A 16,307-nucleotide genomic window follows, 5' to 3' on the forward strand; every position below is an offset into this window, starting at 1 on the left:
TAGGCCGTGGCCAGCGTCAAGGGCGAGGCTAGAGCAACACGTCTGTAGGAGCGGCCTTGGCCGCGAGCGATGCCGTGTGGACAACCGCATCGCGGACAAGTCCGCTCCTACGGACCTCAGTCGAGCTTGAAGCGTGCGGTATTCTGCGCCAACGCCTGGCTGCCCTGGCGCAGTTGCTCGGCGGCATTGCTCACCGCCTGGGCGCCTTCCAGCAGGGCACTGGCGGCCTGGTCGACCTGCTGGATATTGCCGCTGACTTCATCGGCGGTGGCCGCCTGTTGCTCGGCGGCGGTGGCGATCTGCGCCAGGCGATCAGTCACCAGCTGCACCGATTCGACAATCGCGGCCAGGTCCTCGCCCATGGCCAGCACGCTGCCGACGTCGCCTTCGGCCTGGCGCACGGCGTCTTCCATCTGGGTCACCGACTGACCCACCACACGGTGCAGGTTGGCCACGGTTTCCGCGATTTCCGCCGTGGAGTTCTGCGTGCGCTGCGACAAACTCCGCACTTCATCGGCCACCACAGCAAAGCCGCGGCCCTGCTCGCCGGCGCGCGCGGCTTCGATGGCGGCGTTGAGCGCGAGCAGATTGGTCTGCTCGGCGATGCCCTTGATCACGTCCACCACGCGGGTGATCTGCTCGGTCTGCGCGCGCAGTTGTTGCAGGGTACTGGCACTGTCGCCCAGGCGGCTGCTGAGCTGGCGCATGCTCTGGCTGGTGCGCGCGCTGCGCTGGTTGCTCTGCTCGGCAATCTCGCGGGTCTGCCCGGCCTCCACAGCGGCCTGCTCGCAGCTCTGCGCCACGCTTTGCGCGGTGGCGGCCATTTCAGTGGCGGCGGCGGCAATCTGGCTCATCTGCGCCTGTTGCTGCTCCACCGACCCCAGGGCATTGCGCGCCTCGCCGTTGAGCATCTGCACGGTGCCACCCAGTTGCTGGCTCTGCTGATTGACCCCCTGCATGGAGTCACGCAACTGGCTGACGGCGGTATTCAGTGCCATGGCGATACTCGCCAGGTCATCCGCACCATGCACCTGCATACGCACGCGCAGGTCACCATCGCGCAAGTCTTCGGCGGCCTGGATAATCCCGGCGGTGCTGCGGCGGATCGAGGCATTCAGACAGAACAGCACATACAGCGCCAGCAGGGTCAGCAGACTGAACACGCCGATCACTTCGATCATCGCAATCAGGGTCTTCTGCCGATACTCAGCGAGGCTGGCGACAAACTGCTGATACAGCGCCGCCTGCAGGCCAAACAACTGGCCCTGCAGGGCATCGGTGCGCTGCACGAACTGCTCCGGGGTCAGGGCCATCGGGCTGGCCTCGAACATGTCGCGGTCGATGCCGGCGAGGAAGGCTTCATAGCCCTGCAACGCCTCCTCATAGGGCCCTTGCAGCTGGCGCATGGCACGCGGCGATTGGAGGCCGAGGGTCGATTGCGCCTTGAGCAGCTGGCTGCGCGACTCATCCAGGCTACGTCTTAGATCGCGAATCAGCACCCGGCTCTGCAAGGTGAAATGCTGCGACACCACCGCGCCATAGCCCTGACTGGCAAAACTGCCCAACTGCTCCAGCAAACGCGGCAGGGTGTAGGTCAGCTGCTCCATCATCAGGTAGGTGTCGATCTGCGGATCGAGGATCAAGCCACTGTCGGTGGCCACCTGTTCGCGCAGGGCCAGCAGGCTCAACAGGTTCTTTTGGTAACGTTCGAGGGCGTCGGGCAGGGCCAGCTTACCCAGCACATCGATACTCAGCTCGGCCTGGCCGGCGCTGAGATTCTGCAAATGCTGGCGCGCCTGGTCACTCAGCAATGCGGATTTAAGCGGCTGCTCCAGCGCTTGTATGGCGGGGCCAAGACCGGCGGCACGTTCGCGCAGCAGCGCTTCGGCGGTTTTATCGGTGCCCTTCCAGCGCGACAGCAGGCTACGTTGTTCCAGCAGTGCCTGCTGCACGCCAGCCATGCCCTGCAGGGCACTGATGCCTTGCAATTCATTGTCGATGGAATTGAGTCGATCCTGATAATTGCTGCTGATCACCCACAGCGAAAAGCCCAGCGGCAACGCGAACAGCACAAACACCAACTGAAACTTGCGCGCGAAGCTGAACCGCTCCAGCAACCGCACGCCCGGTTTGAGTACTCCAGTCATACACACCTCAACCTGTTGAGCGCGCCCACTACGGGGCGCACCAAAGCAAAACTTCAAGCAAGAAGCACGCCCAAGCAGCGCACCTGTAAACGACAAGCTGTGCTGAGCATAGATGAGTGCGCAGGCCACCTATTAAGGTGTCGCGGAAAACTCTAGCTAGAGAGGCCGCTCCAAAGCTCGTCGACCTGCCGAAAACCCCAGGTTTCGGCGGACTCGCGACTGACAATCTTGTCGTGCCCGACCAGCTGCCGCAGATCGATAACCTCCTGAGCAATCGGGCTTTGCGAGTGGGTCGAGAAGAACACTTTGACCTTGGGCGTGAGCAAGGAGCCGGCCTGCTGCTCCATGATCACGCCAATGCGTCCGCTTTCCAGGCGCACCAGTGAGCCTACCGGGTAGATGCCCACGGTTTTGACAAAGGCCTGGAACACCATGGGGTCAAAATGGCCCTTCCACTCGGCCATCTTGCGGACCGCCTCGGCCGGGTCCCAACCCGGCTTGTACGGCCTATTGGAGGTGATCGCGTCATACACATCACACACCGCGCCCATGCGTGCATACAGGCTGATCTGCTCACCGGCCAGGCGGTGCGGGTAGCCGCTGCCATCGAGCTTTTCGTGGTGATGCAGGCACACGTCCAGCACCAGCCCACCGACCTGTTTGCTGTCGAGCAGCATGCGCGTGCCGGCCTGGGGATGACCACGCACCATGGCGAACTCATTGTCGGTCAGCTTGCCGGGTTTGTTCAGCACGACCTCGGGAATCGCCATCTTGCCGATATCGTGCAGCAACCCGGCCAACCCGGCTTCGCGCACCTGCCCCTGGTTAAGACCCAGCTGGCGAGCCAGGGCGATCATCAGGGCGCAGACCGCCACCGAGTGCATATAGGTGTATTCATCGGCATTTTTCAGTCGCGCCAGACTGACCAGCGCATTGGGATGACGCAGCACCGAATCGGAGATTTCCTCGACCAGCTCACCGGCCTGTTCGAACTGCAACGCCTGCCCCATGCGCGCATCGGCGAACATGTTGATCACCGCCGTTTTGGCACTGGCGCACAACTTGACCGCGCGCTGTACCTCATCCTCCATCGACACCGCCAGGCTGATCGGCTGACTCTGCACGGCGGCCAGCAGGCTGGCCTCGGCGGCCGCGGCGACCACTTCGGGGCTGGCACTGGCCGTACCGACTGCGATATCCAGACCTTTACTGACATCGATCCACAGCTCGCTAATACTGCTGGCCTTGATCCGCTGCAGGTCTTTTTCTGATTTGAGCAGAAACTTGGACCTCCAGAACGGGTGGTCCATCCATGCACCACAAAACTCATGGATATACATACCGACACGCAGATCGGCCACAGCAATACATTTCAACATGCACCGCTCTCAAATAAGGACGACAACCAACGGCTCTCCGTTAGCGTAGATGATCAATCGTGCCTGCATGACCCCGCTCAGCAGTGGCTTGGAAGCCCTGCCACGACTGCTTATGCTTGCGCCACCCGCGCACCTTAAGGAGTTGCCATGCGCCGCCTGCTCACCGGTCTTAGCGTCATTACTCTGCTGCTGCTCAACACGCTGATACTGATCGGCCCGTTGCTGTTGATCGCCCTCGGCAAGTTTGTATTGCCTGGCAAGGCGCTGAAAACCGCCAGCTCGCGCGGGGTGATGTGGGTGGCGGAAACCTGGGCCGAGCTCAACAAGCTGATCTTCGCCACCCTGTTGCCGGTGCACTGGGACATTCGCGGCAGTGCCGACCTGCGCCAGAGCACCTCCTACCTGGTGATCAGCAACCACCAGTCGTGGGTCGACATCCCCGCCCTGGTGCAGGCGTTCAACCGCAAGACGCCCTACTTCAAGTTCTTCCTCAAGCAGCAGCTGATCTGGGTGCCCTTGCTCGGCCTGGCGTTCTGGGCGCTGGATTACCCCTTTATGCGCCGCTACTCCAAGGCGTTTCTGGCCAAGCACCCGCAGCTCAAGGGCCAGGATCTGGCAATCACCAAGCGCGCCTGCGAGAAGTTCAAGGACCTGCCGGTGACCGTGGTCAACTACCTCGAAGGCACCCGCTTTACCCCGGCCAAACAGGCGCAGCAAGGCTCGCCTTATCAGTACCTGCTCAAGCCCAAGGCTGGCGGCGTGGCCTTTGTTCTGGCGGCACTCGGCGAACAGCTGGACACAGTGCTGGACGTGACGCTGGTGTATCCGGGCAAACGCATTCCCGGTTTCTGGGACCTGATCAGCGGCCAGCTGGACCGGGTGATCGTCGATATCCAGACCCGCGAACTCGACCCGGCGCTGTGGCAGGGCGATTACGAAAACGACGGGGAGTTTCGCCAGTTTGTGCAGAACTGGGTGACGAAACTCTGGCAAGACAAGGATGCGCGGATCGCGCAGATTCGCGCCGAAGGCTGAAACAACTCACGGCCAAAGCCCGTGAAAGGGACTTTAGCCGTGATGGTTTACCAACCCTGATCAGGCTGCGCTAAACAGCTTGTGCGGGTCGATGACAAATTTCTTCGGCACGCCGGCATCGAACTCGCCGTAACCGCGCGGCGCGTCGTCCAGGCTGATCACCTGCACGCCGACCACTTCGGCGATATTGATGCGATCCCACATGATCGCCTGCATCAGCGCGCGGTTGTACTTCATCACCGGGGTCTGGCCGGTGTGGAAGCTGTGCGACTTGGCCCAGCCGAGGCCGAAGCGGATGCTCAGTGCACCCTTCTTCGCAGCGGCATCGACCGCACCTGGGTCATCGGTAACGTACAGGCCGGGAATACCGATCTTGCCGGCAACCCGCACCACGCCCATCAGCGAGTTGAGCACGGTGGCCGGGGCTTCGTGTTGCACGCCTGCATGACCATGACCGCGGGCCTCGAAGCCCACCGCGTCGATGGCACAGTCGACTTCTGGCTCGCCCAGCAATGCGGCAATCTGCTCGTGCAGCGGAATGTCCAGGGACAGGTCGGCGATTTCGAAGCCCTGGGCCTTGGCATGCACCAGGCGCACCGGGTTGACGTCGCCGACTATCACCACCGCCGCGCCAAGCAGGCGCGCCGAGGCAGCAGCGGCCAGGCCGACCGGACCGGCACCGGCGATATACACGGTACTGCCCGGGCCGACGCCGGCGGTCACCGCGCCGTGGTAGCCGGTGGGCAGGATGTCGGACAGGCAGGTCAGGTCGCGGATCTTCTCCATGGCCCGGTCGCGATCCGGCAGTTTCAGCAAGTTGAAGTCGGCGTAAGGCACCATGGCGTATTCGGCCTGGCCGCCGGTCCAGTCGCCCATGTCGACGTAGCCGTAGGCACCGCCAGGACGCGCCGGGTTGACCGACAGGCAGACGCCGGTGTGCTGTTCCTTGCACGAACGGCAGCGGCCGCAGGCGACGTTGAACGGCACCGAAACCAGATCGCCGATTTTCAGGTTCTCCACGTCGCGGCCCTTCTCGATCACCTCACCGGTGATCTCGTGGCCCAGCACCAGGCCGGTTTGCGCCGTGGTCCGACCGCGCACCATGTGCTGGTCGGAGCCGCAGATATTGGTGGATACCACGCGCAGGATAACGCCGTGCTCGATCTTCTTGCCACGCGGGTCCTGCATTTTCGGATAGTCGATCTTCTGCACTTCGACCTTGCCAGCGCCGAGGTAGACGACGCCACGATTACCAGACATAGGTGTTCTCCTTCTTGTTGTGGGGCTCAGTTGTAGAGCCATGGCGCGACCAACGGCCACGCGGTCTTGCAGCGGAGTTTTTGCGTCTATTGCCAGCTGTGTAGGATGGGTTGAGCGAAGCGATACCCATGGGTCGGTGTTGATGGGTATCGCAGGCTCAACCCATCCTACGGGTTATGCATGCAGCACCACGGTGCGGTTGGCGTTAAGAAACACGCGCCGTTCGAGGTGGTAGCCGATGGCCTTGGCCAGGGTCTGGCATTCGATATCGCGGCCCTTGGCGATCAGGTCCTCGGGGTAATGGGCGTGATCGACCGCCTCCACGCCCTGGGCGATGATCGGCCCCTCGTCGAGGTCGTTATTGATGTAATGCGCCGTTGCCCCGACCAGCTTGACGCCCTTCTGATAGGCCTGGTGGTAGGGCTTGGCGCCCTTGAAGCCGGGCAATAGCGAGTGGTGGATATTGATCGCCCAGCCGTCCAGCTTGCGGCACAGCTCGGGCGACAACACCTGCATATAGCGGGCGAGCACCACCAGTTCGGCGCCGGTTTCTTCGATCACCTTGAGCACCTGGCGCTCCTGCGCCGGCTTGTCGTGGGGGTCGAGGGGGAAGTGGTAATAGGGAATCGCGTGCCAGCGCGCCAGCGGCTCCAGATCCGGGTGGTTGGACACCACCGCCACCACGTCCATGGCCAGGTGGCCGATGCGCTGGCGATAGAGCAAATCGTTGAGGCAGTGATCGGCCTTGCTGACCATCAGCACCACCTTGGCCCGGTAGCCCGGCGGGCACAGCTCGACCTGCATCTGGAAGGGCGCCAGGCGTTCCTGCACGCCGGCGCGGAACGCCGCCTCGTCGAAACCGTCCGGCTGGCGGAACTCCACGCGGATAAAGAAGCGCGCGGACAGGCGGTCATCGAAGCTGTGGTGCTCGGTGACATAGCAGCGCTGCTCGAAGAGAAAGCGCGTCACCGCATCCACCGTACCGAGCACGCTCGGGCAATGGGCAGTAAGAATCCAGGTATCCGGGGTGCGGCTCATATTGATCTCCAATACCGAGTGACCGTAGGTTGGCGTTGAGCGAAGCGATACCCAACGAGTGCGCCGGGAAATGTTGGGTATCGACGCTGCGCGCCTCCACCCAACCTACGTACTTGCCGGTTTACGCCTTGATCGCCAACCCATACTCGGCGCTGGCATCCTGCAGCCACAGCCAGATGTAGTCGGCGAAGCTGCGGCGCACCAGCAGTTCCCAGGTTTCCTCGGCGGTATGGCGGATCACCAGTTGCGACTTGGCGAACACCGTGCCGACCGCCTTGCCCACCGGGAAGTTGCTCGGGTGCACGTCGTAGCTGCTGGACTTCATCAGCAGCTCGCGCACCTTGGACCCGGAGAGTTCCACCAGGGTCTGCCCGCCGCTGACGTTGACGATCGAGATATGCTGGCCGTCCAGGGCCGCGCGCAGCTTCTGCTCGACCTCGTACTCGGTGCCGCCCGGCACGATCAGCAGCCACTCATCGGGGGCCAGCCACTGCAGCGAGCTGTGTTCGTTGGCCACCAGGGTCAGGGCCACCGGCAGTTCCAGGCCGGTGGCATGCTGTACGCCGCCGGCAAAGGCTGAGTCCCGTGCATCGCCGCGCAGCACCAGATGGCCGAGCAGCTTCTTCTCGCGCAGGGTGATGCCTGCCGTGCTCTTGCCCTTGCGCACCAGCTCATCGAGGCCGGCGTGATGCAGCGGCGATTGCCCGGCGATATCGCTGGGGCGTTGTTGGTAGACATTGACGTTAGACATTCTGGCGGTCCCCCTTAGGGTCATAGAACACCGGCGAGACGATTTCCGCTTCCACCAGGCTACCGTCCACCAGCGGCGCGAACACCCGCTCGCCGATGCGACTGAGGCCGCCCTTGACCAGGGCCATGGCGATGGAATGCTTCAGCGCCGCGCTGGCGTAGCTGGAAGTGACATGGCCGACCATGCTCATGGGGATGGCCTGCTTGGGATCGAATACCAGTTGCGCGCCTTCCGGCAGCACCTGGTTCGGGTCCAGCGGCTTGAGCCCGACCAGCTGCTTGCGGTTCTCGCGCACACAGTCCTCGCGGTTCATGCCGCGCCAGCCGATCCAGGAGAAAGGTTTAGTGCGCCCGACGCACCAGCCCATGCCCAGGTCGTCCGGAGTGACCGAGCCGTCGGTGTCCTGGCCAACGATGATGAAACCCTTCTCGGCGCGCAGCACGTGCATGGTCTCGGTGCCGTAGGGGGTCAGGCCGTATTGCTGGCCCGCCTCGACGATCTTTTCCCACACACCCAGGGCGTAGTCGGCCTGCACGTTAACCTCGTAACTCAGCTCACCGGTAAAGGAGATGCGGAACACCCGCGCCGGCACGCCGCCGACCTTGCCTTCCTGCCAGGTCATAAAGGGGAAGGCGTCCTTGTCCAGGTCGATATCGGTGACTTGCGCCAGCAGCTTGCGGCTGTTGGGGCCGGACAGGGTCATGGTGGCCCAGTGGTCGGTGACCGAGGTGAAGTACACCTTGAGCTCCGGCCATTCGGTCTGATGGTAGATCTCCAGCCACTCCAGCACCCGCGCGGCGCCGCCGGTGGTGGTGGTCATCAGGAAGTGGTTGTCGGCCAGACAGGCGGTGACGCCATCGTCGAAGACCATGCCGTCTTCCTTGCACATCAGGCCGTAGCGGGCCTTGCCCACGTCCAGCTTGGTCCAGGCGTTGGTGTACACGCGGTTGAGGAACTCGCGGGCATCCGGGCCCTGGATGTCGATCTTGCCCAGGGTCGAGGCATCGAGGATGCCGACGCTGTTACGCACCGCCAGGCACTCACGGGCCACGGCGGCATGCAGGTCTTCACCCTTCTTGGGGAAATACCAGGGGCGTTTCCACTGGCCGACGTCCTCGAACTCGGCGCCGTTCTGCAGGTGCCAGCTGTGCATGGCGGTGTAACGTTTGGCTTCGAACAGCGCGCCACAGTGACGGCCGGCGACGGCGCCGAAGGTCACCGGGGTGTAGTTGGGGCGGAACATGGTGGTGCCCATCTCCGCGATGCTGATGCCCAGGGAGCGGGCGGCAATCGCCAGGCCATTGATATTGCCCAGCTTGCCCTGATCGGTGCCGAAGCCCAGCGCGGTGTAGCGCTTGACGTGCTCCACCGACTCGAAGCCCTCGCGGGTGGCCTGCTCGATACCGGCGGCGGTCACGTCGTTCTGCAGATCGACGAACTGCTTGGGCGCACGCGCCGTGGACTTGTCGTGGGGCACCTGGAACAGCGCCACGGCAGGCTCTTCGACGCGCGTCTCGGTCTGTGGCAGGCTGCCGCTAACGGCCTTGAAACCGGCCTCGGCCGCCGCACTGGCGCCCGCCTCGAAACCATCGGCGAGCACATTGCCCAAGGCGAATACACCGTTGACTGCACCGGCGCACAGGCGCTTCTGCAGGCCTTCACCGGGCACGAAGGCGAGGATATCCGCCTGCCAGGTCGGCCTACCGCCCAGGTGCGACGCCAGGTGCACCACCGGGCTGTAGCCGCCGGAGCTGACGATCAGGTCGCAGTCGAGCAGCTCGCCCGGGCTGCTGACCTTGTGGCTTTTCAGGTCGATGGCGCAGATCCGCGCGCCGCTGACGCGCTTGCTGCCACGGGCTTCCACCACGGCGCTGCCGGTGAGGATGCGCACGCCACGCTTGCGTGCTTCTTCCACCCAGCTGCCGCGCGGGTTGCTGCGCGCATCGGCGACGGCCACCACCTGCAGGCCGGCGTCCAGCCAGTCGAGTACCACGCGGTAGGCGTAATCGTTGTTGGTCGACAGCACCAGCTGCTTACCCGGCGCCACGCCATAACGGCGCACATAGGTGGACACTGCATCGGCGAGCATATTGCCCGGCACATCGTTGTTGGCGTACACCAGCGGCCGCTCGTGGGCGCCGGTGGCCAGCACCACGCGCTTGGCGCGCACGCGGTGCATACGCTGACGGAGCATGCCGAGCGGCGCGATCTCGCCGAGGTGATCGGTCAGGCGCTGGTGGATGGTGAGGAAGTTGTGATCGTGGTAGCCGTTGACCGTGGCGCGCGGCAGCAGGGTCACTTCCGGCATCTTACTCAGCTCGGCCAGCGCCTGGGCGGCCCAGTCGGCGGCGGGTTTGCCGTCGAGGGTTTCGCGGGTGCTGAGCAGGCTGCCGCCGAACTCTTCCTGTTCATCAGCCACTATCACCCGTGCACCGCTGCGCGCGGCGGCCAGGGCGGCGGCCAGACCGGCGGCGCCGCCACCGACCACCAGCACGTCGCAGTGCTGGTTCATATAGTCGTAACTGTCCGGGTCATTGGCCTTCGGCGCACGGCCTAAACCTGCGGCCTTACGAATGTACTTCTCGTAGGTCAGCCAGAGGTTCTGCGGGTACATAAAGGTCTTGTAGTAGAAGCCCGGCGGCATCGCCTTGCCGCCGACCTTGCCGAGAATGCCCATGACATCGTTATTCACGCTCGGCCAGCCGTTGGTGCTGCTGGCCACCAGGCCGGCATACAGGGCCTGCTGGGTGGCGCGCACGTTGGGGATCTGCGCCGCTTCGGTGCTGCCGATCTGCAACACGGCATTGGGCTCCTCGGCGCCGGCGGCGACTATGCCGCGCGGCCGCGAGTACTTGAAGCTACGCCCGACTATGTCGACCCCGTTGGCCAGCAAGGCGGCGGCCAATGTGTCGCCGGCAAAGCCCTGGTAGCTCTGGCCGTTGAAGCTGAAACTGAGGGGCTGGCTGCGATCGACGCGACCACCCTGGGCAAGACGATTGACCTGGCTCATGCGGTTACTCCTTGGCCGGCAGTCTTCTTCGCGGCGAGGCTGGCTTCAGTCACGCTGGGCTTCTCACCGATCTTGTAGGTTTCGAGAATTTCGTAGGTCACCGTGTGACGGGTGGCGTTGAAGTATTTGCGGCAGCCGCTGGCATGGATCCACAGCTCGTGGTGCAGGCCGCGCGGGTTGTCGCGGAAGAACAGGTACTCGCCCCATTCCTCGTCGGTGCAGGCGTTCGGGTCCAGGGGGCGCGGGATATGCGCCTGGCCCTTGGCGTGGAACTCCTCTTCGGAACGCAGCTCGCCACAATGCGGGCAGAAAATATGCAGCATGATCGGTACCTCCAGAGTTCTTTACCCCCCTCTCCCACTTGTGGCAGAGGGGCTGGGGGAGAGGGCGCGCTGTGCCAGCCGTACTGCCCTCTCCCGCCCTACGGGCACCCTCTCCCTAAAGGGCGAGGGTCATCAGATGTCATCCCTGCGGGATGAATGTTTAATGCGCCACCCCGGCCGCGCCGTGTTCGTCGATCAGTGCGCCGTTGTGGAAGCGCTCGATGGAGAACGCCTTGGCCAGCGGGTGCATCTCGCCCTTGGCCAGGCTGGCGGCGAATACATGCCCCGAACCCGGGGTGGCCTTGAAGCCGCCGGTGCCCCAGCCGCAGTTGAAAAACAGGTTCTTCACCGGGGTCTTGGCGATGATCGGGCAGGCGTCCGGGGTGGTGTCGACGATGCCGCCCCACTGGCGATTCATGCGCACCCGCGAGAGCACCGGGAACATCTCGACGATGGCCTGCAGGGTATGTTCGATGGTCGGGTAGGAGCCGCGCTGGCCGTAGCCGTTGTAGCCGTCGATACCGGCGCCGATCACCAGGTCGCCCTTGTCCGACTGGCTGATATAACCGTGCACCTGGTTGGACATAATTACGCTGTCGATAATCGGCTTGATCGGCTCGGACACCAGCGCCTGCAACGGGTGCGATTCCAGCGGCAGGCGGAAACCGGCGAGCTTGGCCATATGCCCGGAATTACCCGCGGTGACCACGCCGACGCGCTTGCCGCCGATAAAGCCCTTGTTGGTCTCCACGCCGATGCATACGCCGTTTTCCTTGCGAAAGCCGATCACCTCGGTCTGCTGCAGCAGGTCGACGCCCAGGGCGTCGGCAGCGCGGGCATAGCCCCAGGCCACCGCATCGTGGCGGGCCACGCCGCCGCGACGTTGCAGCGAGGCACCGAGTACCGGGTAGCGGGTGTTCTTGCTGCAATCGAGGTAAGGAATCAGCTCCTCGACCTGCTTGGCGTTGAGCACTTCGCCGTCGATGCCGTTGAGGCGGTTGGCGCTCACCCGGCGCTCGATATCGCGCATGTCCTGCAAGGTGTGGCCGAGGTTGAACACACCGCGCTGGGAGAACATGACGTTGTAGTTGAGGTCCTGGGACAGGCCCTCCCACAGCTTCATGGCGTGCTCATACAACTGCGCCGACTCATCCCACAGGTAGTTGGAACGCACGATGGTGGTGTTGCGCGCGGTGTTACCGCCGCCCAGCCAGCCCTTCTCGATCACTGCGACGTTCTTCACGCCGAATTCCTTGGCCAGGTAATAGGCGGTGGCCAGGCCATGGCCGCCACCACCGACGATGATTACGTCGTACACCGGCTTGGGCGTGGGGTTGCGCCACATGCGCTGCCAGTTCTCGTGGTGACTGAACGCGTGCTTGATTAGGCCGAAGCCGGAATAACGTTGCATGGCAATGCTCCTGAAATCTGGGTACTGCTTGGCCCACCGGTCGAAACGAGGTAGAGCGTAGGGTGGGTTAGCCGCGAAGCGGCGTAACCCACCACGGGGCTGGCTCACACCCCTCGCCGCAAAGCTGGTGGGTTACGCCTTCGGCTAACCCACCCTACGGGTGCTGCAAAACTTAGCGGTAGACCGGGTAATCAGCGCACAGCCCGGCCGCCAGGGTGGCCACCTGCGCCTCGACATCGGCATCGCCGAGGTGGTCGAGGATGTTGCAGATCCAGCCGGCCAGCTCGATGCTCTGCTGCTCCTTGAAGCCGCGGGTGGTGATCGCCGGGGTGCCGATGCGCAGGCCCGAGGTGACGAACGGCGACTGCGGGTCATTCGGCACGGCGTTCTTGTTCACTGTGATGCCGGCACGCCCGAGGGCGGCGTCGGCGTCCTTGCCGGTGAGGCCCTGGCGGATCAGGCTGACCAGGAACAGGTGGTTGTCGGTGCCGCCGGAGACCACGTCATAGCCGCGCTCGATAAACACCTTGGCCATCGCCTGGGCGTTGTTGATCACCTGCTGCTGATAGGCCTTGAAACCCGGCTCCATGGCCTCCTTGAAGCACACCGCCTTGGCCGCGATCACGTGCATCAGCGGGCCGCCCTGGGCGCCGGGGAATACCGCAGCATTCAGCTTTTTCTCGATCTCGGCATTGGCGCGAGCCAGGATCAGGCCGCCACGCGGGCCGCGCAGGGTCTTGTGGGTGGTGGTGGTGACCACATCGGCAAAGGGAATCGGGTTGGGGTACAGGCCGGCGGCGACCAGACCGGCGACGTGGGCCATGTCGACGAACAGCAGCGCGCCGACCTTGTCGGCGATGGCGCGGAAACGCGGGAAATCCAGGGTCTTGGAGTAGGCGGAGAAGCCAGCCACGATCATCTTCGGCTGACACTCGACGGCCAGGCGCTCGACCTCGTCGTAATCGATCAAACCAGTGGCGGTGTCGATGCCGTACTGCACCGCGTTGTACAGCTTGCCCGAGGACGACACCTTGGCGCCGTGGGTCAGGTGGCCGCCATGGGCCAGGCTCATGCCGAGAATGGTATCACCGGCATTGATCAGCGCCAGGTACACCGCGCTGTTGGCCGACGAGCCCGAGTGCGGCTGGACGTTGGCGTAGTCCGCGCCGAACAGCGCCTTGGCGCGGTCGATGGCCAGCTGCTCGACCACGTCGACATGCTCGCAGCCGCCGTAATAACGCTTGCCCGGATAGCCTTCGGCGTACTTGTTGGTCAGGCCGCTGCCCTGGGCCTGCATCACCCGCTTGCTGGTGTAGTTCTCCGAGGCGATCAGCTCGATATGATGCTCCTGACGGCTTTCCTCGGCGTTGATGGCGCTGAGCAATTCGTCGTCGTAGCCTTGAATCTGGTCGTGCTTGCTGAACATCGCTGATCTCCTGCGGCACCGCAGTGCGGGCATCTGTGTCGGAAGCGGGCTAAGCCCTTGTGAGGCGATGGTATGACTGCCCCCGATCGGTCAGATGCCTAGGCACGCCACGGGGGATTGCGTTTGCGACATGGGCGCGTCGCAATTACGCACGCAGGTCGGCGACAGCGCGCAGCGGCTTCGCCTGCATGGCAGAGGATGTCGCGATTGCGCCTGCATGCGGATGTGACCGCAGATACAGTTAAGGCATCGTCTAGAACGACGCCCGTAGACAAGGAACGCGCCCATGCCCGATCTCTCGCAACAATTCGCCAGCGACAACTACTCCGGTATCTGCCCGGAAGCCTGGGCGGCCATGGCCGAAGCCAATCAGGGTCACCAACGCGCCTACGGCGACGACGAATGGACGGCGCGCGCCGCCGACCACTTCCGCCGCCTGTTTGAAACCGACTGCGAGGTGTTTTTCGCCTTCAACGGCACCGCCGCCAACTCCCTGGCCCTGGCCTCGCTGTGCCAGAGCTACCACAGCGTGATCTGCTCGGAGACCGCCCACGTCGAAACCGACGAATGCGGCGCGCCGGAGTTCTTCTCCAACGGCTCCAAACTGCTGCTGGCCAAGACCGAGAATGGCAAGCTGACCCCGGCGGCGATTCGCGACATCGCCCTCAAGCGCCAGGACATCCACTACCCCAAGCCACGGGTGGTGACCCTGACCCAGGCCACCGAGGTCGGCACCGTCTACAGCCCCGAAGAGGTGCGAGCGATCAGCGCGGTGTGCCGCGAACTGGGCCTGCACCTGCATATGGACGGCGCACGCTTCTCCAACGCCTGCGCCTTTCTCGGCTGCAGCCCGGCCGAGCTGACCTGGAAGGCCGGCGTGGATGTGCTGTGTTTTGGTGGCACCAAGAACGGCATGGCGGTGGGTGAGGCCATCCTGTTCTTTAACAAGGCCCTGGCGGAAGACTTCGACTACCGCTGCAAGCAGGCCGGCCAGCTGGCCTCGAAGATGCGCTACCTGTCCGCGCCCTGGGTCGGCATCCTGCAAAACGACGCCTGGCTGAAATACGCCCGGCACGCCAACCACTGCGCGCAGTTGCTGGCCGAGTTGGTGGCGGATATCCCGGGAGTCAGCCTGATGTTCCCGGTGCAGGCCAACGGCGTGTTTTTGCAGATGTCGGAAGCGGCGCTGGAGCGCCTGCGCGGCCAGGGCTGGCGCTTCTACACCTTTATCGGGGCCGGCGGCGCACGCTTTATGTGCTCCTGGGACACTGACGAGGCCCGGGTGCGCCAGCTGGCGGCGGATATTCAGGCGGCGATGAAGGCCTGAGGTGCAGCTCGTCTGCTTGCGCGCAGTACACCGGTAACTGCGGCTAAGCTGGAGTGAAGGCCTAACAGCGTGACCCCAGCCTGGGGTTAGCGAGAACAGGAGCGCGCCGATGGAGAGCAAAGACCGCCTGGAGTTCCGCCTGGAGGATCTCAGTCTTGAGGCACTCAGCCTGGAATCCATGGAGCAGCCCGCCGACACCCCGGCTCAACCGGCCAAAACGACGGCCCAGTTCAAGATCGACACCCGCGGCAAGAGCGAGCGCCGCCTCAATAGCGACAGGCGCAACGCCATCCGTTTCGAAGAGGATCGCCGCGCCAGCGAAGACCGCCGCGCCGGCCCCAAACCCTGGGCTCTGGGGACAGATATATAACCATCCGCAGCCATCGCGTCGCTGATTAGCGCGGTACCAGTGCCGGCAGCAAGGTGCGCGAAATCGCCTCGCGCACATTCGGCAACAGGGTGGCGCTGCCACCGAGCAACTCCTCCACCAGCCGTCGCAGCGCCACTGCACGCTCCGGGCTAAGGCCGCTAACGGCATGCTCGCAAGCCTGTTCGGCCGTCACCCCCGGCGGAATCGACAACCCCAACGCCACCAGGCGCTCACGTAAGTCCTCCTGATCGATCAGGTCGGCATGCATCATGGTGAAACCCTCCAGTGGCACTATTGCTATATGGGCTGCGTAGGATGGGTTGAGCGCAGCGATACCCATGCTGAACCCAGGCACCGCGATGGCTATCGCAGGCTCACCCCATCCTACCTGTCTGTTTAATCGGCGCCTGCGTTCAACGCAGCACGCCTTCTTCGAGCAGTAACGTGAAGATAGCCTCGGCACCCGCTTGCGGCGAGACATCCTTGAGCACCTGCCCGCCACCGCCAGACGCCTTGGCCGTGGCAGCCTTCATCCGTTCCGCGCCGGTCTTGGCCTTGATCACCTTAAGGCGCTTGGGCCGTGGCCGTGCCGGTTGCAATTGGGCCTCGGCCAGCAGCGCATCGGCGACCGGCTCGATGGCCTCGGCCGTCAACAGCCCCCTGCGGGCCGGGCCGAAGGCGCTCTGCCGCGCGGTGGGCGCGGCGTTATCGACACTGGCGACAAACGGCAAGCGCACCTTTAGGCGGCGACGCTGACCGCGCGGCAGGGCTTGCAGCACCTGGGCCACGCCATTGCTGACCTGCTCCACCGCCGCCAGCCCGACCACCAG

13 protein-coding genes and 2 pseudogenes are annotated in these 16,307 nt (G+C 64.1%); 3 read left to right on the forward strand and 12 right to left on the reverse strand.

Going from position 1 to position 16,307, the window contains the following annotated elements; all coding sequences use genetic code 11:
* Positions 1 to 116: 116 nt before the first annotated feature.
* From WA145_RS18755 to WA145_RS18765, 3 genes and pseudogenes are all read right to left on the reverse strand, one after another.
* The gene (locus tag WA145_RS18755; protein WP_422583023.1) at positions 117 to 998 is read right to left on the reverse strand and encodes a methyl-accepting chemotaxis protein; all 882 of its coding nucleotides are present in this window, start codon (positions 996 to 998) and stop codon (positions 117 to 119) included.
* A pseudogene (locus WA145_RS18760) lies at positions 975 to 2,147 on the reverse strand (methyl-accepting chemotaxis protein); the annotation flags it as partial. The gene WA145_RS18755 and the pseudogene WA145_RS18760, both read right to left, overlap by 24 nt.
* 152 nt (positions 2,148 to 2,299) lie before the next feature.
* Complete coding sequence (locus tag WA145_RS18765; protein WP_422583010.1) at positions 2,300 to 3,526, reverse strand: HD-GYP domain-containing protein; 1,227 nt, start codon at positions 3,524 to 3,526, stop codon at positions 2,300 to 2,302.
* Between the two features lie 147 nt (positions 3,527 to 3,673).
* On the opposite strand from WA145_RS18765, the gene WA145_RS18770 reads away from it, so the two are divergent.
* Complete coding sequence (locus WA145_RS18770; RefSeq protein WP_422583011.1) at positions 3,674 to 4,561, forward strand: acyltransferase; 888 nt, start codon at positions 3,674 to 3,676, stop codon at positions 4,559 to 4,561.
* Positions 4,562 to 4,621: 60 nt separating this feature from the next.
* On the opposite strand, the gene fdhA is transcribed toward WA145_RS18770, so the two are convergent.
* The 7 genes from fdhA to glyA all read right to left on the reverse strand — a co-directional run bounded on the left by fdhA (position 4,622) and on the right by glyA (position 13,780).
* Positions 4,622 to 5,821, reverse strand: coding sequence for a formaldehyde dehydrogenase, glutathione-independent (gene fdhA / locus WA145_RS18775; RefSeq protein ID WP_422583012.1), 1,200 nt, complete (start codon positions 5,819 to 5,821; stop codon positions 4,622 to 4,624).
* A 174-nt stretch (positions 5,822 to 5,995) separates the two neighbouring features.
* Positions 5,996 to 6,859 (reverse strand): formyltetrahydrofolate deformylase, encoded by an 864-nt coding sequence (purU, locus tag WA145_RS18780; protein WP_422583013.1) that lies wholly within the window; start codon positions 6,857 to 6,859, stop codon positions 5,996 to 5,998.
* A 121-nt stretch (positions 6,860 to 6,980) separates the two neighbouring features.
* The gene (locus tag WA145_RS18785) at positions 6,981 to 7,610 is read right to left on the reverse strand and encodes a sarcosine oxidase subunit gamma (RefSeq protein ID WP_422583014.1); all 630 of its coding nucleotides are present in this window, start codon (positions 7,608 to 7,610) and stop codon (positions 6,981 to 6,983) included.
* Positions 7,603 to 10,620 carry a sarcosine oxidase subunit alpha gene (locus WA145_RS18790; protein ID WP_422583015.1) on the reverse strand — a complete coding sequence of 1,006 codons (3,018 nt, stop codon included), beginning with the start codon at positions 10,618 to 10,620 and terminating at the stop codon, positions 7,603 to 7,605. The genes WA145_RS18785 and WA145_RS18790 overlap by 8 nt, the downstream gene beginning before the upstream one ends.
* Positions 10,617 to 10,943 carry a sarcosine oxidase subunit delta gene (locus WA145_RS18795; protein WP_422583016.1) on the reverse strand — a complete coding sequence of 109 codons (327 nt, stop codon included), beginning with the start codon at positions 10,941 to 10,943 and terminating at the stop codon, positions 10,617 to 10,619. The genes WA145_RS18790 and WA145_RS18795 overlap by 4 nt, the downstream gene beginning before the upstream one ends.
* Before the next feature lie 160 nt (positions 10,944 to 11,103).
* Positions 11,104 to 12,354: a sarcosine oxidase subunit beta family protein gene (locus WA145_RS18800; protein ID WP_422583017.1), complete on the reverse strand. Its 1,251-nt coding sequence runs from the start codon at positions 12,352 to 12,354 to the stop codon at positions 11,104 to 11,106.
* 172 nt (positions 12,355 to 12,526) lie between these two features.
* Positions 12,527 to 13,780, reverse strand: coding sequence for a serine hydroxymethyltransferase (gene glyA, locus WA145_RS18805; protein WP_422583018.1), 1,254 nt, complete (start codon positions 13,778 to 13,780; stop codon positions 12,527 to 12,529).
* Positions 13,781 to 14,066: 286 nt separating this feature from the next.
* On the opposite strand from glyA, the gene WA145_RS18810 reads away from it, so the two are divergent.
* Together WA145_RS18810 and WA145_RS18815 are read left to right on the forward strand one after the other, a co-directional pair.
* Complete coding sequence (locus tag WA145_RS18810; protein ID WP_422583019.1) at positions 14,067 to 15,107, forward strand: low specificity L-threonine aldolase; 1,041 nt, start codon at positions 14,067 to 14,069, stop codon at positions 15,105 to 15,107.
* A 109-nt stretch (positions 15,108 to 15,216) separates the two neighbouring features.
* Positions 15,217 to 15,477, forward strand: coding sequence for a hypothetical protein (locus WA145_RS18815; RefSeq protein WP_422583020.1), 261 nt, complete (start codon positions 15,217 to 15,219; stop codon positions 15,475 to 15,477).
* A 25-nt stretch (positions 15,478 to 15,502) separates the two neighbouring features.
* Here the strand turns inward: WA145_RS18815 and WA145_RS18820 are convergent, their stop codons facing one another.
* Both WA145_RS18820 and WA145_RS18825 read right to left on the reverse strand, forming a co-directional pair.
* The gene (locus WA145_RS18820) at positions 15,503 to 15,748 is read right to left on the reverse strand and encodes a hypothetical protein (RefSeq protein WP_090379281.1); all 246 of its coding nucleotides are present in this window, start codon (positions 15,746 to 15,748) and stop codon (positions 15,503 to 15,505) included.
* A gap of 142 nt (positions 15,749 to 15,890) precedes the next feature.
* Positions 15,891 to 16,307: pseudogene (locus WA145_RS18825) on the reverse strand (electron transfer flavoprotein subunit beta); the annotation flags it as partial.

It is taken from the genome of Pseudomonas sp., assembly GCF_049301935.1.
Classification (GTDB): domain Bacteria; phylum Pseudomonadota; class Gammaproteobacteria; order Pseudomonadales; family Pseudomonadaceae; genus Aquipseudomonas.

Bases quoted from the DNA above. Each gene is read 5' to 3' on its own strand.
- WA145_RS18770 (WP_422583011.1), top strand. From the start codon at position 3,674: ATGCGCCGCCTGCTCACCGGTCTTAGCGTCATTACTCTGCTGCTGCTC.
- WA145_RS18800 (WP_422583017.1), bottom strand. From the start codon at position 12,354: ATGCAACGTTATTCCGGCTTCGGCCTAATCAAGCACGCGTTCAGTCAC.
- WA145_RS18810 (WP_422583019.1), top strand. From the start codon at position 14,067: ATGCCCGATCTCTCGCAACAATTCGCCAGCGACAACTACTCCGGTATC.
- glyA (WP_422583018.1), bottom strand. From the start codon at position 13,780: ATGTTCAGCAAGCACGACCAGATTCAAGGCTACGACGACGAATTGCTC.
- WA145_RS18795 (WP_422583016.1), bottom strand. From the start codon at position 10,943: ATGCTGCATATTTTCTGCCCGCATTGTGGCGAGCTGCGTTCCGAAGAG.
- WA145_RS18820 (WP_090379281.1), bottom strand. From the start codon at position 15,748: ATGATGCATGCCGACCTGATCGATCAGGAGGACTTACGTGAGCGCCTG.
- purU (WP_422583013.1), bottom strand. From the start codon at position 6,859: ATGAGCCGCACCCCGGATACCTGGATTCTTACTGCCCATTGCCCGAGC.
- fdhA (WP_422583012.1), bottom strand. From the start codon at position 5,821: ATGTCTGGTAATCGTGGCGTCGTCTACCTCGGCGCTGGCAAGGTCGAA.
- WA145_RS18755 (WP_422583023.1), bottom strand. From the start codon at position 998: ATGGCACTGAATACCGCCGTCAGCCAGTTGCGTGACTCCATGCAGGGG.
- WA145_RS18790 (WP_422583015.1), bottom strand. From the start codon at position 10,620: ATGAGCCAGGTCAATCGTCTTGCCCAGGGTGGTCGCGTCGATCGCAGC.
- WA145_RS18815 (WP_422583020.1), top strand. From the start codon at position 15,217: ATGGAGAGCAAAGACCGCCTGGAGTTCCGCCTGGAGGATCTCAGTCTT.
- WA145_RS18765 (WP_422583010.1), bottom strand. From the start codon at position 3,526: ATGTTGAAATGTATTGCTGTGGCCGATCTGCGTGTCGGTATGTATATC.
- WA145_RS18785 (WP_422583014.1), bottom strand. From the start codon at position 7,610: ATGTCTAACGTCAATGTCTACCAACAACGCCCCAGCGATATCGCCGGG.